Origin of the sequence: Saccharothrix sp. NPDC042600 (assembly GCF_040647305.1) — a bacterium.
GTDB lineage: Bacteria > Actinomycetota > Actinomycetes > Mycobacteriales > Pseudonocardiaceae > Actinosynnema > Actinosynnema mutabilis.
In genome coordinates this window covers 167,561-190,365 of record NZ_JBEZBW010000002.1, presented here as the reverse complement: position 1 = coordinate 190,365, position 22,805 = coordinate 167,561, and the positions used below count along the sequence as shown (strand labels likewise).

Annotated in this window: 23 protein-coding genes; 10 read left to right on the top strand and 13 right to left on the bottom strand. The window is 65.0% G+C overall.

What is annotated here, in order from left to right:
- Positions 1-71 precede the first annotated feature (71 nt).
- The 4 genes from AB0A74_RS02840 to AB0A74_RS02825 are packed head-to-tail and all read right to left on the bottom strand — an operon-like array spanning position 72 to position 2,513.
- Complete coding sequence (locus AB0A74_RS02840; RefSeq protein ID WP_358247178.1) at positions 72-1,403, bottom strand: hypothetical protein; 1,332 nt, start codon at positions 1,401-1,403, stop codon at positions 72-74.
- Positions 1,400-1,660: a hypothetical protein gene (locus AB0A74_RS02835; protein ID WP_358247177.1), complete on the bottom strand. Its 261-nt coding sequence runs from the start codon at positions 1,658-1,660 to the stop codon at positions 1,400-1,402. The genes AB0A74_RS02840 and AB0A74_RS02835 overlap by 4 nt, the downstream gene beginning before the upstream one ends.
- Positions 1,660-2,238: a hypothetical protein gene (locus AB0A74_RS02830; RefSeq protein WP_358247176.1), complete on the bottom strand. Its 579-nt coding sequence runs from the start codon at positions 2,236-2,238 to the stop codon at positions 1,660-1,662. The genes AB0A74_RS02835 and AB0A74_RS02830 overlap by 1 nt, the downstream gene beginning before the upstream one ends.
- Entirely contained in the window at positions 2,238-2,513 is a 276-nt protein-coding gene (locus AB0A74_RS02825) for a hypothetical protein (RefSeq protein ID WP_358247175.1), read from the bottom strand. The genes AB0A74_RS02830 and AB0A74_RS02825 overlap by 1 nt, the downstream gene beginning before the upstream one ends.
- Positions 2,514-2,614: 101 nt before the next feature.
- Here AB0A74_RS02825 and AB0A74_RS02820 point away from each other — a divergent pair, with 101 nt between their 5' ends.
- The 5 genes from AB0A74_RS02820 (at position 2,615) to AB0A74_RS02800 (ending at position 8,383) form a co-directional block, all read left to right on the top strand.
- Positions 2,615-3,001, top strand: coding sequence for a winged helix-turn-helix domain-containing protein (locus AB0A74_RS02820; RefSeq protein WP_358247174.1), 387 nt, complete (start codon positions 2,615-2,617; stop codon positions 2,999-3,001).
- 313 nt (positions 3,002-3,314) lie between these two features.
- Positions 3,315-4,556: a hypothetical protein gene (locus AB0A74_RS02815; protein WP_358247173.1), complete on the top strand. Its 1,242-nt coding sequence runs from the start codon at positions 3,315-3,317 to the stop codon at positions 4,554-4,556.
- 7 nt (positions 4,557-4,563) lie between these two features.
- Entirely contained in the window at positions 4,564-5,121 is a 558-nt protein-coding gene (locus AB0A74_RS02810; protein WP_358247172.1) for an NUDIX hydrolase, read from the top strand.
- Positions 5,122-5,478: 357 nt separating this feature from the next.
- Positions 5,479-7,419, top strand: coding sequence for an ATP-binding protein (locus AB0A74_RS02805; protein ID WP_358247171.1), 1,941 nt, complete (start codon positions 5,479-5,481; stop codon positions 7,417-7,419).
- Positions 7,420-8,035: 616 nt separating this feature from the next.
- The gene (locus AB0A74_RS02800; protein WP_358247170.1) at positions 8,036-8,383 is read left to right on the top strand and encodes a hypothetical protein; all 348 of its coding nucleotides are present in this window, start codon (positions 8,036-8,038) and stop codon (positions 8,381-8,383) included.
- An 18-nt stretch (positions 8,384-8,401) separates the two neighbouring features.
- Here AB0A74_RS02800 and AB0A74_RS02795 read toward each other — a convergent pair whose 3' ends face one another.
- The 8 genes from AB0A74_RS02795 to AB0A74_RS02760 all read right to left on the bottom strand — a co-directional run bounded on the left by AB0A74_RS02795 (position 8,402) and on the right by AB0A74_RS02760 (position 14,170).
- Positions 8,402-9,454, bottom strand: coding sequence for a restriction endonuclease (locus AB0A74_RS02795; RefSeq protein WP_358247169.1), 1,053 nt, complete (start codon positions 9,452-9,454; stop codon positions 8,402-8,404).
- 824 nt (positions 9,455-10,278) lie between these two features.
- Positions 10,279-11,028 carry an integrase core domain-containing protein gene (locus tag AB0A74_RS02790; protein WP_358247168.1) on the bottom strand — a complete coding sequence of 250 codons (750 nt, stop codon included), beginning with the start codon at positions 11,026-11,028 and terminating at the stop codon, positions 10,279-10,281.
- Between the two features lie 117 nt (positions 11,029-11,145).
- The gene (locus tag AB0A74_RS02785; protein WP_358247167.1) at positions 11,146-11,349 is read right to left on the bottom strand and encodes a hypothetical protein; all 204 of its coding nucleotides are present in this window, start codon (positions 11,347-11,349) and stop codon (positions 11,146-11,148) included.
- Positions 11,350-11,451: 102 nt separating this feature from the next.
- Positions 11,452-11,874 (bottom strand): hypothetical protein, encoded by a 423-nt coding sequence (locus tag AB0A74_RS02780; RefSeq protein WP_358247166.1) that lies wholly within the window; start codon positions 11,872-11,874, stop codon positions 11,452-11,454.
- The gene (locus AB0A74_RS02775; protein WP_358247165.1) at positions 11,871-13,061 is read right to left on the bottom strand and encodes an RHS repeat-associated core domain-containing protein; all 1,191 of its coding nucleotides are present in this window, start codon (positions 13,059-13,061) and stop codon (positions 11,871-11,873) included. Before AB0A74_RS02775 ends, AB0A74_RS02780 begins: the two co-directional genes overlap by 4 nt.
- Positions 13,058-13,420, bottom strand: a complete 363-nt coding sequence (locus tag AB0A74_RS02770; RefSeq protein ID WP_358247164.1) for a hypothetical protein — start codon at positions 13,418-13,420, stop codon at positions 13,058-13,060. Before AB0A74_RS02770 ends, AB0A74_RS02775 begins: the two co-directional genes overlap by 4 nt.
- Positions 13,417-13,722 carry a type VII secretion target gene (locus AB0A74_RS02765; RefSeq protein ID WP_358247163.1) on the bottom strand — a complete coding sequence of 102 codons (306 nt, stop codon included), beginning with the start codon at positions 13,720-13,722 and terminating at the stop codon, positions 13,417-13,419. Before AB0A74_RS02765 ends, AB0A74_RS02770 begins: the two co-directional genes overlap by 4 nt.
- A gap of 4 nt (positions 13,723-13,726) precedes the next feature.
- Complete coding sequence (locus AB0A74_RS02760) at positions 13,727-14,170, bottom strand: YbaB/EbfC family nucleoid-associated protein (RefSeq protein WP_358247162.1); 444 nt, start codon at positions 14,168-14,170, stop codon at positions 13,727-13,729.
- 216 nt (positions 14,171-14,386) lie between these two features.
- Between AB0A74_RS02760 and AB0A74_RS02755 the strand changes: the two genes are divergently transcribed.
- Positions 14,387-15,358 (top strand): hypothetical protein, encoded by a 972-nt coding sequence (locus AB0A74_RS02755; RefSeq protein ID WP_358247161.1) that lies wholly within the window; start codon positions 14,387-14,389, stop codon positions 15,356-15,358.
- A 105-nt stretch (positions 15,359-15,463) separates the two neighbouring features.
- On the opposite strand, the gene AB0A74_RS02750 is transcribed toward AB0A74_RS02755, so the two are convergent.
- Positions 15,464-16,438: an SEFIR domain-containing protein gene (locus AB0A74_RS02750; protein WP_358247160.1), complete on the bottom strand. Its 975-nt coding sequence runs from the start codon at positions 16,436-16,438 to the stop codon at positions 15,464-15,466.
- A gap of 314 nt (positions 16,439-16,752) precedes the next feature.
- Between AB0A74_RS02750 and AB0A74_RS02745 the strand changes: the two genes are divergently transcribed.
- From AB0A74_RS02745 to AB0A74_RS02730, 4 genes are read left to right on the top strand one after another with little or no spacing between them, the layout of a single operon-like run.
- Positions 16,753-17,367, top strand: coding sequence for a TIR domain-containing protein (locus AB0A74_RS02745; protein WP_358247159.1), 615 nt, complete (start codon positions 16,753-16,755; stop codon positions 17,365-17,367).
- 1 nt (position 17,368) lies between these two features.
- Complete coding sequence (locus tag AB0A74_RS02740; RefSeq protein WP_358247158.1) at positions 17,369-19,006, top strand: CATRA system-associated protein; 1,638 nt, start codon at positions 17,369-17,371, stop codon at positions 19,004-19,006.
- Between the two features lie 59 nt (positions 19,007-19,065).
- Positions 19,066-19,701 (top strand): hypothetical protein, encoded by a 636-nt coding sequence (locus tag AB0A74_RS02735; RefSeq protein WP_358247157.1) that lies wholly within the window; start codon positions 19,066-19,068, stop codon positions 19,699-19,701.
- Positions 19,701-22,775, top strand: coding sequence for a DUF87 domain-containing protein (locus tag AB0A74_RS02730; protein WP_358247156.1), 3,075 nt, complete (start codon positions 19,701-19,703; stop codon positions 22,773-22,775). The genes AB0A74_RS02735 and AB0A74_RS02730 overlap by 1 nt, the downstream gene beginning before the upstream one ends.
- Positions 22,776-22,805: the final 30 nt, after the last annotated feature.

Here is a 22,805-nt window from a genome sequence, read left to right as displayed (position 1 = left end):
CGTCTCGTGTGGCCGGGTTCCTGACCGACCGGGCGACGGCACCCACCACGCGGATGCCGCACCCTGACCGGTCAGGCCACCCGCTCCCGCTCGGCCAGCACCGCGTCATAGACCGCCTTGCGCCGCTTCCCACCGACCGACAGCCCCGCCTGGCGAAGCCCGTCGAGCAACCCGTCACGGGTCAGCCGGTCGCCCAGCTCGGCCGCGACTCGCCGCGCCACCGGCATCAGATCGGTGATGTCCACCCCGTCGACCACCACGGGCACCTGCTCTGTGTCCTCGGTCGCCACCCGGTCGTCACGACCGGCCAGCCGCAGCCACCCCAGCCGCCGCGTCCGTCCGCCGCTCCCGTCCGACTCGACGTTTCCGCTGGTTGGCCGCGACCCGGTCGCCGCGTGCGCTCGCTGCCGAGCGAAGTCCGGACCGAACAGCATCGCCGCCGCACCGACCACCTGTTCGGCCTCCCGGATGACCGACTCGGCCTCCTGCCGCCGCCGCTGGTCGGTGACCGCCAGCCGCTCGGCCACCACGCGACCGAAGCGCCGCCGTGCCCGCCACCCCAGCGCCTTGCGCTCGGTCGCCCTCTGCTCTGCAACCGCCAGCGCGTCAGCCGCGTCCGTCAGACCGTGCCGCAGCGCGGCCGACCACGCCCGGTACGTCCAGCATGGGTACCGCAACCACCGCGCAGCCCCGAACCGCGGGCGCCGGGACGGCAGCCGACCCGCGCTCGCCAGAGCCTGGCGCTGCATCCGCCGCTCCCGCGCCTCCCACACCGAGACACCCACTAGCGACAGCACACCAACGGTCGGGTCACCGGAGTGCGCCCAGTTCGAGGCGCCGGCGTAGCCGACCACGCCCCACATCAGCGCCCGCTCGACCCACGCGGAGTCGTCCCGCTCGACCCGCCGCCCGTCCGGCGTCGTCACGGTCACCGGCTGCCGCGCGAGGTGCGCCAGCCGACCGCACACCAGCCCGATGCACTCGATACCGGTGGCTGCCGCAGCGGCCAGCAGCGCCGGCCACCCCAAGCGGTCCCGGAACAGCCCGAACTGGCCCCACCACGCGCCCGCCATCGCCAGCACGACCGGCACCACGATGAGCTGATCCGCCAGCCGACCACGCACCCGAGCCACCCAGGCAGCCCGCCGCGCCCGCCGCTCGGCAGCCCGTGCCTCGCGCTGCGCCTTCCGCTCCCGATTGTCGGCGTCCTTCAGCTGGCGCAGCTTGCGCTGGTCCTCCAGCCGCGCCAGGCGCTCAGCCCGCTTGTGCTCGGTCCGCTCGCGCTCCAGCTCGATGTTCGCCCGCCGCACGTCCACGTCACGGGCAGCCGCAGCGTCGGCCCGCCGGATCTCCGCCTCGGTGCTCGCCGCGATCCGCACGGCCTTCCGGTCGGTGAGGCTCATCGCTCGTCACCCCGCTTCCGCGTCGGCCGCACCGTGACCGTGCCCCGCGCCAGCGAGGCGAACTTGCCGCGCACCATCACCTTCCACACCGCCAGCACCGCGACCACGTAGCCCGCAGCGCCCGCTACCACCACCGGCATCCACCCGACCGGCAACACCAGCCAGGCGACGAACACCGCGAGGCCAGGCCAGAACAGCAGCTTGACCAGCGACCACAGCAACGAGAACGGCAGCAACGCCAAGGAACGCACGCGCATCACGCACTCACCCCAGCCGCGTCCAGACCGGCCAATACCGGCTCCAAGCAGCGGTTTAACTCGCCGCACACCACCCGCACGGCCTGCTTCGCCACCGCAGTGACCGGCACCCCACGCACGAACTCCGGCGTCGGCAGCAACTCGACCGCGATCGGCACCCGCATCGCCAAGGTGGGCAGCAACGCCGGCCGGTCGTTGTCGTACGGGTCCGACCACAGCACGTCCCCGCCGAACATCTGCCGCTCCCGCTGCCAGCTCCGCCAACGGAAGTCGGCCTGCCGGGACACCTCGACCGGCAGCGCCGACACCAGCGTCACCTCGAACGCGAGGCGGTTGTCGTCGTCCCAGTACGGACGCACGTCGCGCACCCGCTTGTCGGTGAGCACATACCCGGGCGACATCACCGGCGGCAGCGCGGTCAGGATCGAGGCGATCGCGAAGCTCTGCCGGTCGTCCTGGTCGATGCCGTAGAAGTGGCCGCCCATCTGCAAGTACGCCTCTAACCGCGACCGCCCGTTGCTCGCGGCCTCCCGGTCCCCACGCTCGTCCACGCGGAACGCCTTCACGGAGCTGGCCATCACGCGGCCTCCTCGTCGAAGTCGGAGGACTGCTTGGTGGGGGAGGGGAAGGGCACGACGTCGGCCTGGTCGAACGCGGGGAAGAGCCGCGGCCGGATCTCCGCCTTCTCCTCGTGCGACATCGACAGCCACGACGTCGGCTCGGCCACGCTCGTCGGCACGCGGGACGGCAGCTCGTACTCGTCGGACTGCTCCTCGAACACGTCGACCTCGACGTCCAGCAGCTCCCGGAACTGCTCCCGCCTGGCGCGGGAGGCGAAGCGAACGATCTGCATCGGATCTCCAAGTGGCTTAAGTCAGCTCAAGTGACTTGAGACAGTAAGGCTGAGTGGTCACGAAGTCAACGGGTGGCTTAAGACAGCAGTAGGCTGGGGAAGTGAGCCAAGACACGGACAGCGGCGCTGACCAGCGAAGTCGAGTCGAGATCGCCGATCTCCTGCGCCGCCGCATCGACGCAGGCGACTACCCGGTCAACGAGCGCCTTCCCAGCTACCGCGAGCTGGCCAAGTCGCTGGGCGCAGCGCCGAACACGGTGGGGGAGGCGGTGCGGCTGCTCGCCGCGGAGGGTCGAGTCCGGATCAGGCGCAACGCCGGTGCCGTCGTGTGCGACCCGTCCGAGCGTCCGACAACGGTCGAGGAGCAGGTTCAGGAGGCGCGCGCCGGCCTCCTCGACGTCCAGGACCAGCTGCGCACGGTCCGCCAGGCGGTCGATGCCCTTGAGGATGCGGTGTCGGACCTCATCGGGCGCTTGCCGAAGAGCTGAGGTCGGAGACCGGGTGCACACTGCCATCGTCTCCTCCGTTTCGCGGTTCGCGGCTTGTTGATGAAATGGAATCGCGAAACGGAAAGCGCAAACAGGGAGATCGAGGGATACAGGAGGGAGACGGCGCGGGGGAGGGGATAAGGGAGGGATACGACTCTTGGCAGGGGGACTGAGAACGTGCAAGGTGCACTTGTAGATCGGCAAGGGGGTGAGGCGGGTGAACAGGCTACGTGACGAACGTGAAGGTCGAGGCTGGAGCCGTCCCCGCGCTGCCGACGAGCTTGAAGGAATCGCACACAAACGCGGAATTCCCGTGACCGCGTCCCGCGACAGCCTTATCCGCTATCTCCGCGAGTGGGAACACGGCCGCAATGTGCCGCAACAGCCCTACCGCGACCTACTCTCCGCGCTCTACGGGAAGTCCTTGGACGAGCTGGGCATCGCCACGTCCGCGCCTCAGGCCCGCTCAGACGTGGGCCTGATCTACGCGACGTCGCTGCTAGAAGCGGTCGATGCGGTAGCTCATCTCGCGCGGTTTGACGAACAGCGCCACCCCGGCGTGGTAGCCGGCCACTTCTCCGAGGAGGCCATCTACGCCGCGTGCCTCGACTGGCTGTTCGGGAGCGTCCGCAACGACCTGACGAACGGCGCCGGTCGCGTCGTCCACCGCGACGTGGAAGAGGTCGTAGCCACAACCACGATGTTCGACGGCCTAGACCGCACCTTTGGCGGCGAGCACAGTCGCGCCTTGGCGGTGAAGTACCTCCGCGAGGTCGTCGTCCCGCGGCTACACGGCACCTACGACGAAGCTGTCGGCCGCTCCCTCTTCCAGGCCGCCGCCGTGCTGTGCGAGGTTATCGGCTACATGGCGTATGACGATGACAAGCACTCCTTGGCCCAGCGCTACTTCGTCCAGTCGCTCCGCTTCGCCAAGGAGGCCGGCGACTCGGCGTACGGCGCGTACGTGCTCAACACCATGAGCCACCAGGCGTTCTACTTGGGCCACACCCGCGAGGCGCTGCGCCTGGCGCAAGTCGCCCGCCAGGGCTACACCGGCACCCACATGCCAGCTGTCCAAACCGAAGCCGCCATGCTCGAAGCCCGAGCCCACGCAGCTCTCCGCGACGCCACGTCGGCAACCCAGGCGCTCCAAGACGCCGAACGCTTCTTCTCCTTACACAGCCCAGACGACGCCCCGAACTGGGCCGCGCACTGGACCGATGTGGTGTTCGCCAGCTTCGCCGGCCACGGCTGGCTAGACCTGGGAAACCCAGCAGTAGCTCGCCCGCACCTGGTCGCAGCGGCGCAAAGCGCGGCCGGTCAACCGCGCCGGGTGGTCTTCAGCTCCGCGCAGTTGTCCCGCCTGGCCCTACTCGAAGGCGACATCGAGCAGGCCATCGCCCACGCCACCGCAGCCACGACCGCGGCTACAACCGTCAAGTCCAAGCGCTCCCAACAGGTAATCCGCGACCTACGAGCCGAGTTCACTCCCCACGCCAAGGATCGAACCGTTGAGCACTTCCTCCAGCAAACAGCCCTCGAACCCCCGAAGTGAGGCAACCTTGACCAGCGGCACTCCCCCGAAGAGCTGCCTCGATCCCGTCCAGCTTGAGGCAGACATCGCCTCGGAGGGATCGCCCGAAATCGAGTTCAATCCTGGCGTTGCTAGCCGCATTGCCGCGAAACCGGTGGCTGCCGGGGCGCTGATCCGGAATGAAGCGGGTGAAGTGTTGTTCGTCGTGCCCAATTACAAGCCAGTCCTGGATATCCCCGGCGGCATCGCTGATCCGAACGAGTCTCCACGGTCGGCATGCAAACGGGAAGTCGAGGAAGAATTGGATATTGAGTTGCGCGTTGGTCGACTACTCGTCGTCGACTGGGTACCACGAAACGGCGTGTGGCGGGACAGTCAACAGTTCATCTTCGACGGCGGTGTGCTAACAGATCACGACGCTAATCGGGTGTCGATTCGTGATGAAGAGATCAGTGGCGTGCGTTTTTTTTCGCTCGATGCGGCGGCTGATCACGTGCGTCCGTCACTACTCCGCAGGCTAGTGCTCGCCACCGATGCAGCGAGTTCAGGTCAGACGCTGTACGCCGAATTTGGGCGCTTGATGTAGCGCGCCTACGTGGCGGAGAACTTTGAAGTTCGCTTAGCTCGGTGTCCAAAGTGGGCACTGCCGGTCGGCTGTTGACGGCTGAACTCGGCGCGCCGGTGGCCTACACCTGGACCCTCACCGGACAGGACGTCGGAGAGCCAGGCTGAGTTCGGTGTGAGAGAGGGTTGACGGCACTTGCATCTAGCGCCATGCGTACCCGTTCGGCATGTTGCAAGGGTAAACCAGCAAGGGACTGGTACGTTGAAGTCCACTTGCGACCACTTGAAGTGGGTGTCGTCAGAGCTAACGGAAGCGAGGGCATCGATGGGCACTCCTCATAGCTACCCCGGGAAATTTAACCCTCTCTCTAGAGGGCCGGTGGACCACGATCTGCGTCGAGCCTACGAGCAGAGTCAGGTTCGAAGTGTAATTGATAGTTACCATGGTAGGCTGGACGCGTTTGCGGAAGGTGTCCAAAATGCCATCGACGCAGTCGAAAAACGCTGGTCGGACTGGTCACTCCCAGAGCAGGACGAGGATGAATTCGGCGATAACCGCCCACGTATTCGTATCATATTGAACTTCGACGAAAACGCTCTTGAGATCATCGACAATGGTACCGGCATAGAGCCGGACAAATTGGAGGACTTGCTCGAGCCGTTCGTCACCGATAAGCGGGCATTGTCGATGCGCGGTCATAAAGGAGTGGGTACGACATTTCTCGCGTATGGTCACCCCTATTTTGAGATTCACACCAAAACTGACTCCATGAGTGAAGCCGTCGGCTATGCAATTAGCGGTGGTCGTGCCTGGGCTACTGGTGATGCGTCAACGGGTGCGCCTGACTATATCCTAACGGAGAAAACCCATCCAAGTCTGACGCATTACCGTAGTGGAACTTTCATCAAGGTTGGACTCAATGACAAGACGAGCTTGCGGTCGCTCCAGCGAGTTCGGCATAACAGTGCCCTCATGTGGGCTCAAGTTCTAAGGTCTACAACTGCTGTGGGTAATGTTCGTATCGATCCCATGGATAGGGCGGCGTCGCCAGCTTGGATGCAGCATATTGAGATCTCGCTTGAGCATCCACTCGGGAAAGAATCTATCACCTTCTCGTTCCCGTTTCCGAGCTCGGCGACGTCCGGCATCGACGCTAAAGAGATGCGATGGCTCCAGCGGAACCCATCGGCGCGTCGCGAGTATGACTTGATTTATATCGAACGAAATCATGTCGCTCTAAGAGAGTTGCTTCGAGATGAACTTGCGGAATTGGAGAATTCCGACGAGGATGATGCCGCTGCAATCGTCGAAGCGTTCAATGATTACGAGGTATCCGTGTACGCCTCGCTCGCGTACAAAAACACATTCTATGACGAGCAGTTCAAACAACTGATCGGGAAGCCGAATGCTGAGCGTCTTACCCTGACGCCCGGCGTAGGTGGCGGGGTTATGGTTGCTTCTGTCGGAATGCCCATGGGGGCGCTACAGTCCCACCTTTCTCCGACCATGCAACCGCAAGAGCGCAGGCGCTACTTTCTGCTAGTCCACTTCAATGAGAAGTACTCCCCAGATATCGGCCGTAAGACGATTCCTCAGGCGGTTGAGCCTCTTGTTGATTGGCTCGAGCGTGAACTTCTAAAACTTCTACGCACTCAAGCGAAGCGACTTTCTCGTGATCGGGAGGCCGGGAGTCGCCCGGGTGGCGCATCTCTTATTACCGCGTCTCAGGAACTGAACGAGTTGATTAAGCGGATATCAGACCTCGAAACATTCGATGATGAGATGACTTTCGGAGATCTCGTGCTCCAACGGTCGCCTCATTGGGAACCGGAAGTGATGGCAGTGTTCACTTCCTTGCTAACCCTTGGCGTGCTGCCTGGCTACAAAATTAGAGCTATGCCGGGGGCTTCGAGTCGTTATGATGCTCTTATTGACTACCGTCTTACTGCTGGCGATCAGGACGGCCTTCCTGATCAGTTTAGGGTCACTGACCACGCACTCACCCATTCGGGCCTAAACCTGACAGGGCTCTGGCTTGAGTTCAAGCAAGACATTAACGCCTTTATCGAGGATCTGGACAAGGAAGATGGCGAGCCTTCAAAGAAGTATTTCAATCACGTCTCAGTGCTGGTGACCTGGTCCGTGAGGCCAATTTCGAGTGATCGCTATGGGATTGAAGCAGTTGATTCCACTAACAAGAAGGAGCGAACGTTCGTTGCGTCCACTCACTTCTTGCAGGCCGACGGAAATGATCACAAAGTGGAGGTGATCTGCCTCCAGCAGGTCATCTCGACGCTCTTCGGCGATGGTGAAAGTTGAGCTACCGGAGGTGAGTGTTTTTCTGTGAAATTGGCGAAGTATCGGACAGAGGCTAGAGTGGCTAATAGCCGTTCGTCGAAGCCGCGCTGCGACTGGTCGCCATAGGCGATTTACAACGCGGACGGATGGAGAATTTAGGTTCGATCAAAAATCGATCGATGCCCGGTGGGCGGAGTGAATGCCCACGGACCTCACCCCATATTCCAGCAGATGTCGAGGTTCTGAGGCCATCAACCCGCTCCATACAGCACGGTAGGACAGCAGCCAAGCTGGCCCGAACGAGGCAAGGTGACACGGACCCCCTGACTCGGCGGAGTCTGCTGTTGCCTCTCGTATCGGGAGTTCGAAGAAACCACAAGTCCGATCCCTGGATCGCCACACCGTCAGCCGCACAGAGATCCCCCCTCCGACCAGCACGGTCAGAGGGGGTCTTGCTATTCACGGCAGAGGGAATCGTTGATCTCTGATGGCGGGGTGTCCAAATGCCCGCTCTGTCGCAGTTTCAAACACATGACGACAAACTGGTCGGGTTGATTTCCCGCTGAGGAGGACTGCCGCAGCGAAGACCACAATGATAGGCTGACGTCGTCAATGGCCCCTATAGGGAGGCAATCTAATGACCACCAGTGATCTTACTGGAATTGCGCTCGCACTACTAGAAAATTGGCGCAACTTCTTGCTTGCTATTCGAGACGACGTAGAGGAGGAAGGCGAAGGACTGGCCAACTTCATAGATATAGTTGAAGATGGCTTGAGTGCTATTGATTTCGGCAGCCACGGAGACATCGAGCTTGCGAGTGTTTTACGACTCGTGGTAGAACTCAATGGCCTGATGGTAATTGGCTTAGAAGAACCGGAGCACCACATAGTACTGGATGCACACTCCGCAACCATGATGCGTCTCGCGAACCTGATGCGCACACGCGGATACCGCTACACCCTACCGCGCGTGAAACCACGGTAGCGCGCACTTCACGTTGGTCTAAAACAGCGTAAACTGTTCGGGGTCAATGCCATCTTCGCGGGCTGCATTTCGTTTCTCGATCGACCACACGACCTCACCGGCAGGGAGCCCATCTGGTGAGCCGAACCACCTTACGCGGTCGTCATTAATGCGGGCCATTACCTCTTTCCATGGAGCTTTTGGAAGGCGTGTTGCAAGCAATCGATCGAAGGCCCTGCGATCAATCAGGCGTACCACGAAATCCTTCCTAGCTGCAATGTCGACGGCCTCGCGAGCACGATAGGAAAAGTGGTCAGCTGTGGAGACCACAATACCTTTTTCGGAGCCACCAAGTACAAGTGTTCCAAGAAGGTTGCGGACCGTGCTCACGGGCTCAACAGAATCAGGATGCTCGCGACGTTTTACCTGGACCAGCCATGTAGACGTCTCCGACTCTACGAGTACAACATCTACGCCGCCGTCGTCGGGGCGGCCGACGTGCTTTACGTCAGCGTATGCCCCACTTGCCTCAAATACTTTCGCGACCAGCTTTTCAAGGTAACTAGGGTGCACCGAGTTATAGAGATATGGATGCCTGCGAAACCACTGAGCAATTTCCTCAAGAGTTCCGGCCGGGGCCACAGTGTCAAACTCTCGTGTTTTTGAGTTGACGATCGCCAGTCGATGCTTGTCGAACAGGTCCGCCCGGATGTCGTAGGTTTCCTGCCTTAATTCCACATGCTCCCAGTGCTGGCAATTTTCACAGTTGCTCAAGCTTGCCTGAGCTCGAAAGCTCGGCATCTCGTCCGGATGGTCTTCTAAACTAAATTCATGCTTCAGCATCTTGATTCGACAGAAGGGGCATTGGCCAGACCGCACCCCCAGTTCGGATAACTTTGCTGTCACTAGTGATTTTTTTCGGGTGAAACCTCTGAGCTGAGGAAACAGCCTGCGTGGCACTTTTGTGCCATTCAGTAATGCATCTTTGTCGAACGTTGCCTTCTCGTGAAGGGTCTCACCTCCCTCCGCGATCAACGTGTCAAAATATGGCGAGTAGGTCGATTGAAATTCGAATGGGCCGCCTGCTGACATCGCATCCTCCGTCGTAAGACCGTCCGGGGTCAATCCTAGCGCGTCTTGGGAAGTGCTGGCACTCCAGCTTGGGGTGTTTGCCAGTTTGCGCCCAGAGGACGTTGTACTCCGCTTAGTGAGTGGCGTGACGGGGAGCCCGGGTGCCTGTTCCTGCGTTTGCTTCTCTCCCGACGAGCCGTGGAAGCTTTGAACGGGAACTCGTTGCCCGCCAGGTCCTATCGCTGAACTTGGAGTACAACGTCCACAACCCATGCGGCCCGACGCTCAGGGCGCTCCTCGCACAGCGCAGGCCGGCGGCACGAGGGCACCCGATTGCTGCTTGACTCCCCGCCGTAGACACGTCAGCAGACCACGACATAGGGTCCTGATGGACCACGGCTCTTGAAGGTGACCTCAAGCGTCGGCCGAGAAACCGGGATGAACTTCGGCACTGCCGTCTGGTGGCTGAGGTGGTAGCCGACACAGAACTCGACCTGGTTCAACTCTGGTGTACCAGTGAGGTCGACCCCCTGCGTAGCCGCTGGTCAGGGTGATACCAGTGAGCTTTGGGCGAACAACTGGGACATGCACGGCACCGTTCACACCGAAGAGGTCACAGGTTCGATCCCTGTATCGCCCACAGTGTGTTTTACCTGGTCAATGGCCTGTAGACGATCATCGTCTGCAGGCCATTGGTCGTTCGTGGGAGCAGAACGGGAGCAACTGATCTTGACCACAGTTGCTGCTTCGAAGTGGTCACCACGTCGTGCTCCCATACTGCTCCCACCGGGCCTGCAGTCCTGCCTATGGGGTGCCAAAAGTCGGCCATGTGCTCTGGCCTGCGGTTAGGCTGCTGTGGGTTCGTACTCGTTGATCGGGCTGCCGAGGATTGGTTGGCGACGTGTCGACGTGCAGCTCGGCTCTGCGATCGGCCGGTCCGGTCGTGGGGGTGCGAGTTGCCGGGCTTGGTGCGGTCTGCGGTGGTTGTAGTGAGCCATGTAGTGCTGCAGCACTGATCTCAGGTGGTGTTCGTTGAGGATGAGTAGTCGGTCGGTGGCTTCGCGCCTGACGGTGCCGACGAATCGTTCGGCGTGGTAGTTGGCTCGTGGGCTCCGTGGTGGGATCTTGTTGACCTGGATGTCTGCGCCGGAGAAGACTGCGTTGAACGAGGCGGTGGATTGGCCGGCCCGGTCGCGGATGAGGAACCGGAAGTCGTCTGTCCGGTCGGCGAGATCCATGAGCAGGTTGCGGGCTTGTTGCGCGGTCCAAGGGCCGTCCGGATTCGCGGTGGTGTCGAGGATGTGCACGTGGCGGGTGGCGAGCTCCATCACGAAGAACACGTAGACCCGCTTGAGGGTGATGGCGCAGTCGACGTGGAGGAAGTCGCAGGCCAACGTGCTCGCGGCCTGGGCGCGGAGGAATCGTCGCCAGGAGGTGCCGGTGTCGCGCTGGGGCGCGGGCGGTACCCGCAGGCGCTTGAGCACGCGGCAGATGGTCGAGGCGGCTATCCGGTGGCCGAGCTTGAGCGGCTCTCCCTGGATCCTGCGGTAGCCCCAGCCGGTGTTCTCCCGGGCCATCCGCTCGATCAACGCCACGACGGCGTCGTCGACCGGTGGACGGCCGGTGCGGTGGGGCTAGGTCCACTTCTTCGCGACCAGGCGCCCGTGCCGGCGTAGGAGGGTGCCTGGTGTCTCCAACCGGTGTTGCAGTAATCAGCCGGGTAGGAGTCGCACCAACGCGGCGAGCACCGCGCGATCGGCCCAGTCCAACCGCGGGCGGGGATTGGTTCGGCGCAGCACGGCGACCTCGTGCCGCAGCACCGGCAACTCCACGTCCTTGGCCGCGGAGGACCGGCCGAGCAGAACCAGCCAGTCACCGAGTCGGGCGAAGATCAGGTACAGCAGTCGTAACGCCACACCCCACGATCATGCCCTGGTGGTCCAGCGTGCGCGATCGCCGCAGCTCAGCAGCTCAGTGCAGAGTTCTGGCACCCCACAGGTAGGAACAGGTGCTCGTGGTCAGTTCTCGGCCGGTAGCGCCTTGTCGGGGTCATCGAGGGGGAGGGTGATCGACAGGCCTGACGTCGAGGTTGCGGTCAGGGTGGATGCCTCGACGGTGAGTTCACCGAATGGGTTTGACTCGGACAGGTAGCAGACCCAGATCAGCGAGTGGTCCTCGTCCAGTCGGGCGAAGAAGCCCTCTGAGCCGTGTGAGCCCTCGCCGGCGCACGCGTAGCCGCCGGGAACGCGGATCTCGCTGGTGATATCGATCGAGGTCAGCCACTCGGGGTCTTCGGCCAACAGTTCGCCCAGGTCGAAGGGTTCGACGAGGCGCAGACCGCGCTCGTCGGCCTCGACGGCGTAGGAGCGGCCGTCGGCGAAGTAGAGGCCGTCCTCGATGGGCAGGCGGGCGGAGGACCAGAGGGTGGTGATGTCGCTCATCTGCGTCTCCTGCGCCGTCCTCCGCCGCAGCCCGGGGGCAGGGCGGTGGGTCGTTGGTCCAGGCCGGTGTTGGGGACCGGCTCGCCGTTGAGCCTGTTGCGCGGGTCGCGGAAGCGTTCCTGGAACTTCTCGGCCCACGTCTTGCCGGTGGTCGACTCGGGGTGCGGTGCGTTGGGGTCGACTCGCTGGACACCTACCGGCACGCCTGCCTCGCGTGCGGCGTCGAGGCGGCGGTTATCGTAGCTGACGAGCTGCCCGTCGATCTCTATCACGTGCACCGGCGAGCGGTTCCAGTCCCACTGGCCGTTGCGCATCGCTTCCGCGTAATCGTTCTGGGTGATGCTGCGCTGGGAGAAGTTGATGTCGTTGGGGTCGAGGAACTCGATGTCGCTGGTCTCGGTGAGGCCGAGCGCGTCGCTCCACCCGGTGGGGTTGTGCACGTACCCGTGCGGAGACGGCCCGCCGAACAGTCCCAGCGGATCGGGGCTGGCGTAGCGGGCGGCGAGCGGGTCGTAGTAGCGCAGGTAGTTGTAGTGCAGCCCGGTTTCGGCGTCGTAGTACTGGCCGGGGAACCGCAACGGCGTGTCCGCGGCGCCGACGCGGGCCGCGGGCAGACCCCACAGCGTCGACTCCTGCCGCCACACGGGCATCCCGCGTTCGTCGACCAGGTCCGTCGGCGTACCCACGATGTCGGTGACGATCGAGTAGAAGCGCTCGTCGACCCAATCCTGGCCGATGCGCGCACGTTCGGTCTGGGTGAGCGGCCGGAAGCTGTCCGGGGCGAACTCCCACGTCGTGGCATGACCGGCCGAGTGGGTTTGCTCGGCCAGGACCGAGCCGTCCCACGTGAAGTCGACGCGTTCGGCCACCGACCCGTCGGGGGCGAGGCGCAGCTTCGCGATCCGGCGTCGCAGCGGGTCGTACCGGTACGACCACCTCGTGCCGTCCGGTGTGGTGACCGCGACGAGGCGGTCGTCGGCGTCCCACTGGTAGTGCCAGGTGTCGGGCTTGCGGGACAGCCGCTTGCGCTGCCGCAGCACGACGCGGCCCTGCGCATCGTGTTCGTAACGCGCGTCGCCCGAAGTGCGCACCAGGGTGCCCGCGTGGGTGGTGTCGGATGTGGTGACGTTGCCGGCTGCGTCGTAGGCGTACCTCTCGCGCCATCCGGGTCCTTCGACACCGGTCACCCGTCCCAGGGGGTCGACGCGGTAGTTCCGCGACGGGCGGCGGTGACTTCGGCGGCGACGTTGGCCCAGGTCTCGCTGAAGGCGCGGATGACGGGTGGGTCGCCGGCGAACCAGTCCAGTGCTTCTTTGAGTGGTTGGACGTGTTCGATGAGCCAGGAGACGCCGTAGGAGGCGACGGTGCCGACGGGGTCGATGACCATGGAGAGGACTTCGAGGCCGACGCCGATGGCGCCCAGGCCTGCGGCGACCCAACTGCCGTCGGAGATGCCCTGGGCGAGGTCGCCTGCGGATTCGGCGATGCCGATGCCGGTGACGGCGGTGGTGTCGCTTTGCGGGGTGGCGACGAGGGGGTTGTTCACGTGGTCATCCCGTCGAAGCGGGCGGACTCGGCGGTCTCCTGGGCGTCGTAGGCGCGGGAGGTCTCGCGTAGCTTGGCGGCGTTGTCCGACACCGCCTCTGCGGCCTTGGTCAGCGCTTGCACGCCCATGTCCTCGAAGGGTTGGAGCAGCATGGCGAAGGGTTGGCAGACCACGCCGTAGGCGGAGTCGTTCATGGCCACGCTGCGTGCGGCGTCCGCGGCGGCGCGTAGCCGGTCGGCCAGGCCTTCCACGCGTCCGGCCAGCGCGGCGATCTCGCCGGTGGCGGCCTCGTAGCCGGTCATCGCGTCACCTCAGGTAGCTCTCGTCGGTGAAGTCCCCGTCGTCGCCGGGACGGCGACGCGGCGGGGTGAGCGGTGCCTCGGGCTCCGACTGGGGGAAGTTCCGCTCGGCGACCGCGACGATGTGCTGCCCCGAGGGGGTTGCGCCCACGGTGTCGCCGACGATGCGTGCCAGTTCGGCGGGGTAGGCGGCCTGGGCTTGGCGCATCGCCTCCATCACGGCCGCGGCGATCTGCTCGGGGCGCAACCGGCTCACCCCGTCGGTCATGGTCACGGCGCTGGGGATGCCGTTGGAGCCGACGGTCACGCTGACCGCGCCGCCCGCGGCGGACCGGGTGATGGAGATCCGGTCGACCTCCTGCCGCATCGCCTCGTAGCGGGCGGCTTTCTCCTCGGCTTTGCGCTCCCAGTCGTCCGCCAAACGCTGCGCGTTGGCCAACGGATCGGTCATCGGCTCCCCCTCCGGTGACAAGACGATCGAGCCACGCTACTGCGCCTGGGACGACCCGCCGGGCCGGTCCGTTCCCAAGATGACCGGTTCGGCCCAACCTGTCGACCTGGTTCAGCGCCTCCCACGATGCTCTGTACGGATGCGTGGTCGCCGCAATTAGCGGACACTCTCCGTAGTCGTGTTACTACACTCCCGTCTCGCGACGGGAGGTATTCCATGATCAACGAATTCGAAGAGTTGGTGTCCGAACTCAAGTCGCTGAGGCGCGGGCGGGGGCTGGACGCACCCGACCTGACGATCCGCACCGGGCGTCGACTCCGTGTCGTACTCCGCCTGGATGAGGCGTTGAGGCCTGATGAACTTCGCAAGGGCTTGGCGCGGAGACTGGAGGACGTAGCGGCCGCACTGCCCGACGGTCCGCGCCAAGCGGTGCTGATCGCCTACGGCTTGACGGAGAACAGCGCAGGCGCGCGGTTCTTCAAAAAACGCGTCGAGTTGCTGGCGACCCTCATCGAGCGCGACGCCAGGACGGCCAGCAGGCGGATCGACGAGGCGTTGACCATGCTCGCCGAGGTCGCCCTCGCCGGCTACCGGGAGCGGCCCGGTAGTGCCCTTGAGGACATCCCGCCGTGGCGGACCTCGATGCTGCGGACCGTCGTGGTGCTCGACCAAGGAGTGCCCGAGGTCTTCGAAACACGGCGGATCGTGACATCCGTCGAGGGCTTGGACGAGATCGAGTTGGCCGCATCCATCCCGGCTGTGTCGGATGGGCGAGGGTCGGCGGAGAACATGGGGTTCGACGTCTTGTACGGGGGGACGGTCCGTGCGCGCAGCCGAAGGTCTACCAGCCGGGTTGCCTACTCCCTCAAGCTTCCGCATGGCCTTCGGCGACATGCGGAGCACGAGTTGTTCTTGCGGTTCCGGTTCGCCGACGAGCGCGCGATGAGGCCCTTCTACGTGTGCACCCCCGAGTTCCCCTGTGAACGGTTCGAGTTGCGCGTCAAATTCCCCTCGGTGGCCACGACGGGTCATGTGTGGCGGATCGACGGTCTCCTGCCGTTCGAGGTGGAAGACGCGATGGCGCAGAGGAAGCCGGTCGCGGCGGACGCTGCCGCCGAGGTCCACTTCGTGTTCACGAACTTGGTCCCCAACCGATCGTATGGTGCGGCCTGGGCCTTGGCCTGGTGACCGTGCAGCGCCTGCGGGGTTGACCACCGCCGAGATGGTGGCCGGCGGACATGATCCTGCTCACCGCGACCGGATCAGCCACGGAGCGAGCCGGGTGTCCCACACTCACAGCAGCACAGGATTGCCCAAGGCGAGGTTGAGGGCCGCACGGGGGAGGCCGCGCGGCCCTCGACGCAGTGGTGACCCCGTGACCCCGAGGCGGTAGAACTCCAGACGCAGCCGCCGCACACCGGTGACGTCCAAGTCCAAGTCCTGTGGCATCCCCCGCGCCACGGTGACTTCCGGGAGCGGTCGGTTGTCGAGGTACACCTGGATGCGGCCGACCTGGAAGTTCTCGGTCGTGTCGTCCTCGACTCCGAGGATGGCGGTCAGCCGGCGGTGCACCCGGCCCAGATCCACTTCGAGGAAGCTCCGTCCCGGGAATGCGGCCGCTGTCCGGCGCAGCACGATGCTCTCGCTGTAGTGGATCCCGTCGATCCACGCCTCACCCGTGTGGACGTCGGCGCTCGTCGACAGCGCGGGCAGCCCCGCTAGCAGGATCTGGCGCTTTTCCCGCAGTTCGGCGACACCACCACGCCACGGGCCTTGGGCGGGCATCGGTACATCGCCGACACCGGTGATCGCTGCGATGAGGTCGGCTACCCCGGTCTCACTCAACTCGTCGACGTGGAACCTGGTGGTCGAGTAGGGGTTGAGGAAGGTAGGCACGTCGTCAACCGATCCGCCCTTCAGGACCACCGGCAGTATGCGTTCGGTCCAACCGGCGAGGTCCTCGGTCAGCAGGTCGAGGATGATCGATGCCTCGAACTTCGCCCCACGCCCCTCATGCGACGGCGAGCTGCTTTCCGTGCGTCGCCTGAGTTGTGGCGATGCGATGACCATGATGAAGTCGGCGGACCGCATGTGCTCGTTGGCCCACAGCGCCCAGTTGCGCCGCTTGTCGTCGTACCAGCGGTCGAGGTGGACGGCAAGACCCACGTCGACGCGCAGGAACTCGGCGAATTGCAGTACTTGCATCTTGTGCGGCGGTGAGTCGTGCGCATAGGAGATGAAGACGCGAGGTGCCCTCTGATCCGACATCGGTTCTCCATGTTCGGCAGGGAGTTCGGTGGCTCGGCTGAATTGTGGGCTCGACTGTGCTGTGCCGACGGCCCATGTCGTCAACATGTCGCACTTCTGTCCCGATGTCATCCAGTCGGGCGTCGAGACGTGTTCGCGATGTGTGGGCGGGGTCCACTGGGCCCTCTCGTTTCGACTGTTCGGCATATCGGAAGGCTTCGAACGGACCTGTGGCGTCCCTTCTTGTGCGGCCGATCTTGACCGGAAACTGTCTCCATATTGTCGGATTTCACCCGTGTTCGCGGTGAGCGTGGTCATCTACCATCGGTTTCCCGATGATCGAGCCCGAAGGAGCGATGGCGCGGGTGTACGAGTACGACGTGTTCATCAGCTACCGGCGGGAGGGTGTCCAACTGCCCGCCTGGTTGCGCACCCACTTCTACCCCCTGCTCGTCGAGTCACTGGACAACAGCACCGACCGCGAGGTGAAGATATTCTTCGACGAGCGGGTTCCCGGTGGCACCAGTTGGCCGATGGTGCTTCGCTCGGCGCTGTCGCGCGCGCGGATCCTGGTGGCGATCTGCTCTCCTAAGTACTTCACGGACGAGTGGTGCTTGGCCGAGTGGGAGACCATGGCCCAACGGGAGCGGATCTCCGGGATGGTTTCACCGGAGGTTCCGCTCGGGTTGATCTACCCGGTGATCTTTTGCGACTCCGAAACCTTTCCGGAGTTCGCCCACCAACGGCGGTTGCAGGATTTCCGGCCGTGGAACGTGTCCTTCCGGCAGTACGACACGACCATCGAGTACATCCGTTTCAGTCGCGAGGTCGAACGGGTTTCGGTGGAGCTCCTCCAGCACATCGAGAACGCGCCGGAGTGGCGAGCCGATTGGCCGGTGGAGACCCCCAAGCCCGATCCGCCGGGCGCCTCCCGCCTCCCGAGGTTCTGACGTGGCGCCGGGCACCGTTGTCACCTTCTACTCCTACAAAGGCGGTGTAGGTCGGAGTTTCACCTTGGCCAACATCGCGGTCCTGTTGGCCCGTTGGGGCCACCGCGTGCTGTGCGTGGACTGGGACCTCGAAGCGCCGGGTCTGCACGACTACTTCCGGCCGATGTTGGCGGGTCCTCCGACCGGAGGTGTCGTGGACCTGGTCGACGACTTCCTCGCCGGCCAGAACCCGACCACCGACCACGTCACCCGGCTGCACGGCGTCGGTGCACTTCACCTCCTCGCTGCCGGCCGCGACGACTCCGACTACGTCTCCCGGGTGCAGCGCCTGGACTGGGAGCGGCTCTACGACCAGAAATTCGGCACCTATCTGGAGAGGTGCCGCGAGCAGTGGATAGCCGATTACGACTACGTGCTCATCGACAGCCGTACGGGCATCTCCGACATCGGCAGCATCTGCACCGCCCACCTGCCGGACCGTCTCATCGTCTTGTTCACCGCGAACGACCAGAGTATCGGGGGTGCGGTCGACATCGCGCGGAGGGCCAACCGCGCTCGCGACCGGATGCCGTACGACCGCTCCCAACTGACCGTCCTGCCCCTGCTCTCGCGGTTCGACGCTCGCGAGGAGTACGCACGGGCCGACGAATGGCGCCGAACTTCGTTGGAAGCGACGAAGGAGCTCTACCGCAACTGGCTCGACCGCGAGGTCCCCGCGGAGCTGATGGCCCGTCACCTGACGCTGCCTTACGTCTCCTACTGGAGTTTCGGCGAGCAGTTGCCGGTGCGGGTCGAGACCAGTCCGACTGCCGACCAGGTCAGCTACTCCCTGGAAACGGTGGCGGCCGTGGTCGCGCACCACTTCGACCGGACGGATCTCCTGCGGGAGAACCGCGACGCCTACGTGGCCGCGGCTCGCGCCGAGAACCGCGACTTCGCCCTCGACCTGCGGGTGAGCAGCCCTCGGTCGATGCTCGGGTTCGCCGGCGAGTTGATCGACGAGCTGGACCGCTTGGGCGTGCGCGCGAAGCTGTCGCTGTCGGGTGAACGATCGCTGCTCACCGAGACGGAAGACGACGCGCGCCACCTGTGCCTCATCGTGGACCGCACGGTGAGCCGCTGGCAGACCGCCCAGGCGGAGCTGTTCCTCCACCGGACCCTCGGACAGGACCGGCGGGTCATCCCGCTGTTGACCGCCGACGCCGAGGTAGACTCCCTCCCCGGCTATGTGCGGAACCTGCGCTTCCTCCAAGTGGGGGCCGTGCGCAATCCGGTCGACGTGGCGCGTGATCTCGCCGTGCAACTCAAGGGCGTCGAGCCGCCCGAAGTCGCCCTGTTGATGGTTCTGTGGCGTGCCATACGCGCGGAGCTGAGCCCGGCGCGCTGGGAGTTGGTGGACGAGATCCTGCACGACCTGCGCAACGCCGTCGCCGACGGCGCCGGTGCACAGGCGCGAGAACTGGCCGCCGACCTGGCCACGGCCACGAAGGCGCGCTCGTCGACCGCGGACCGCCGTCTCGTCGGTCCCCCGCCGAGCACCGCCTCGCTGATCCAGCTCACGGTCAGCGAGGTCCAGAACGGGGTGCACGACCCGGACGACCCCTCCGAAGGTCCCGCCTCGGACCGGACCCGGCTCTGACCCCCACGACCACCGGCCGCGACCGCGCGGCTGGACACCACGGTCCGGAAGGACGTCGCATGACCGATCGTTTGGGGCACACGCAGACTGCCGCGATGCTGGCCTTGATGGTGCTCGGCCGGGCGGTGTCTAACAAGGAGTTGGAGGATCACGTCGGGTTCAGGCTCAGCGGCCAGGAACGGATCGAGCTAAACTCCCTGCAATTCGTCGACAGCCACAAGGAAGGCAGCCTCTTCGTCCACAAGCTCACCGCACGCGGACTAGAGTGGTGCGCTCAAGAGTTGCGAGCGAAAACCCCGCCACCGCCGGCAGCGCGGAGCAGGCTCGTCAGGCCGCTGTACGTACTGCTCGACACGCTCGGGCAGTACCTGCGGCACAACGGTCTCCACCTGACCGATGTGTTCGGCGCCCACGAGGGGGATCTGACCTCCGAAGAGATCCAGCACCGGATCATCACGGTCTACCGCGGGTTGGCGCGGGCACCGCGTGACTGGGTCGGCTTGGTCGAGCTGCGGCCCATGCTCGGCGACATCCCCGTGGCGGAGGTCGACGCCGTGCTGAAGGAGCTGAGCCGCACGGGGCAGGCCCACCTGGTGCCCGAGTCCAACCGCAAGGCGCTCACGCCCGCCGACCACGAGGCGGCCATCCGCATCGGCGGTGAGGACAACCACCTGATCTCGATCGAGGCTTCGTGATGGACCACTTGTCCGTGCTCGCGAACTTGCGCCTGGACTGGGCGGACACACCCGACCACGTGTGGCGGGAGTCGCCCTACCACGTCGACGGCATGCACGCGGACGCCATGGCCGCCGCGGAGGTCGGCATCCGCGACGCCGAGGCGAGTGAGGGGCCCAGCCCGATCGGCTTGGTGCTGCAAGGGCAAAAGGGGATCGGCAAGACGCACCTGCTCGGTCTGGTGCGTCAACGCGTGCACCGAGCCGGGGGCTACTTCTTCCTCAACGACATCACCGCGGGCGACGCGTTCTGGGAGAACACCGTCGAAGCCCTGCGCAGGGGTCTGTCCCGGCCGGACGTGTCGGGCGACGCGCAGTTGACGAGCTTCCTGCGGAGGGCCTGCGCGCGCGCCGGCACGGCTCCGGAGGTGACCCGCGCCATCACCACGGGGAAGGGCCTGACCAGGAAGCACCTCGACGCGTTCATCGTGGCGCTGCGCTCGATCGACCAGCAGTTGGTGATGGAATGCGGTGACACCGCACGAGCACTCGTGCTGTCCGCCAGCGCGAACCCGACGACCAGCTACATCGGCGACTACTACCTCGGTGGGTTTGACGAGTCGAGGGGCGGCGAACGGCGCAAGTGGGGTATTCGGTCCGCCCCCAAGTCTTCCCTCACCCGGGCGCGCGAGATCACCCGGCTGCTCGCCTCGACCGGACCGATCGTCATCGGCGTCGACCAACTCGACACCCTGATCGCCCGGTCCGTCCTGCAGACCAAGGACCTCGGGCGGGCGAGCGCTGACGACCTGCTCGTGGCGCAGATCGCCGACGGCCTGATGCGCCTGCGCGAGGTGACCCGTCGTACCGTCACGGTGTTGACGTGCTTGCCTGGTACCTGGGACCAGATCAAGCACAAGGCGTCGGACACGGTCCCCGACCGGTTCCGGGAGTCGTTGACCCTGGGGCGGATCACCGATCCGGAACTGGCACGAGCCTTCGTCGAGAAGCGGCTCGGCGTGGCGTACAAGGTGATGGGTTTCACGCCGCCGTACCCGACCTGGCCGGTCGCGCCGTCGGCATTCGGCCCGGGCTGGGAGGAGAACACCCCGCGCGGTCTGCTCAAGCGTATCGGCGCCCACATAGACCTGTGCGTGCGCACCGAACAGGTGCGCGAGTTGACTTCGTTCGACGAGCGCGAGTCCGTTCACCCCGGTACGCCGCGGCCCGCGCCGAAGGCGGACCGGTTCACCGAGTTCGACACCCGGTTCCAGGAGTTGCGTTCCCTGGCCGATCCCGCGGTCCTGCTCGACGTCGACAGCGAGGACCAGGTGATGCCGCACCTATTGTCCGCCGCGCTGCGCGGCTGGATCACCGAGGTCGGCGACGACAACATGGAATGGGCGTGCGAGAACCAGAACGACGGCGGTGAATTGCACGCTTGGCTCACCCGCACCCTCGACGAGGCCTCCGACCTGGAGGAGCACTGGGCGTTCCGGGTGATCTCGGTCAAGAACGCGAACTCCGCCCTCCACCGGTTCCGCAAGGCCAGGTCTGCGGCGGGACTGCGGCAGGGCGCCGAAAACCGCCACTTGATCGTCATCCGCAACGCCTCTTGGTCCAAAGGACCCAAGACCCAAGCCGAGTTGAAGGCGTTCGAGGCGGCGGGCGGCAAGCGGATCAAGCTCTCGGAGGCTGACGCGCGCACGTTCTGGGCACTCGACCGGATGTTCGTCAACGGTGGCGCAGAACTGCACGAGTGGCTGGTCGCGAGGCGTCCCGCCAGCCGGTCCCAGCTGCTGTCGGCGGTCCTGCCGGCCGCCGCGGCGGAGCCCCGTTCGGGTGGCACACACCCTCCGCCGGACGACAGCGCGATCACGCTCGGGGTCTCCACGGGCACCGGGGAGCCCGTCCGGGTACACCTCGAGGACCTCCGGAAGCACACCGCCGTGTTCGCCGGTTCCGGGTCGGGCAAGACCGTGCTGCTCAGGCGGATCGTGGAGGAGTGCGCGCTGCGCGGGGTGTCGGCGATCGTGCTGGACCCGAACAACGACCTGGCTCGGCTCGGGGATCCCTGGCCCACTCCGCCAGAGGGGTGGGGGCCCGACGACGCGCGGCTCGCGCAGGAGTACCTGACCGAAACCGATGTGGTCGTCTGGACACCGGGCCGCGCCAACGGCCGTCCGCTGTCGTTCCAGCCACTGCCCGACTTCGCGAGCGTCAGGGATGACGACGACGAATTCGGCACGGCCGTGGAGGTCGCCCTGGCGACGCTCGCTCCACAGCTGCGCCTCACCGGCAGCACCGCCAAGGCGAACATCGGCCTGGCGGTGCTGCGCCAAGCGGTGGTCCACTACGCCCGCAGCGAGGACCGGCGCCTACCTGGGCTCATCGCTCTGTTGGGTAATCTGCCTGACGGGGTCACCACTTTCAACGACGGTCGGCGCATCGCCGCGGACTTGGCCGAGGTGCTCAAGGCCGCGATGGTCAACGACCCGTTGCTGGGTGGTCGCGGAGATCCCGTCGACCCCGGCGTCCTGCTCACACCGAGTCGTGGCAAGCGCGCGCGGGTATCGGTCATCAGCTTCGTCGGTCTGCAATCGGACGCGCAGCGGCAGAACTTCGTCAACCAGCTCCAGATGGAGTTGTTCGCGTGGGCGAAGCGAAATCCCGCGGTGGATCGCCCTCTCGGCGGGCTTTACGTCATGGACGAGGCCCAGGGTTTCGCGGCGTCTGGAGTGTTCGGCGCCAGCACCCGCAGCACGATCGTGCTCGCCTCCCAGGCTCGCAAGTACGGCTTGGGTCTCCTGTTCGCGACGCAGGCTCCAAAGGGCTTGCACAACCAAGTCGTCGGAAACGCGATGACACAGTTCTTCGGTCGTCTCAACAGTCCGGCGCAGATCGCCGCGGCCGTTGACCTCGCGAGGGCGAAGGGCAGTTCGGTGGCCGACATCTCGCGGTTGGAGCGCGCCCAGTTCTACGTGTCGGGGGAGTCGTTCGGCTTTCGGAGGGTCAGGACTCCGCTGTGCCTGACCCACCACCCGGCTGGACCGCTGCAACTCGAGGAGGTGGTTCGCCGTGCCAGATCGGGCTGAAGCGTCGACCACGTCCGAACCAACGCGACG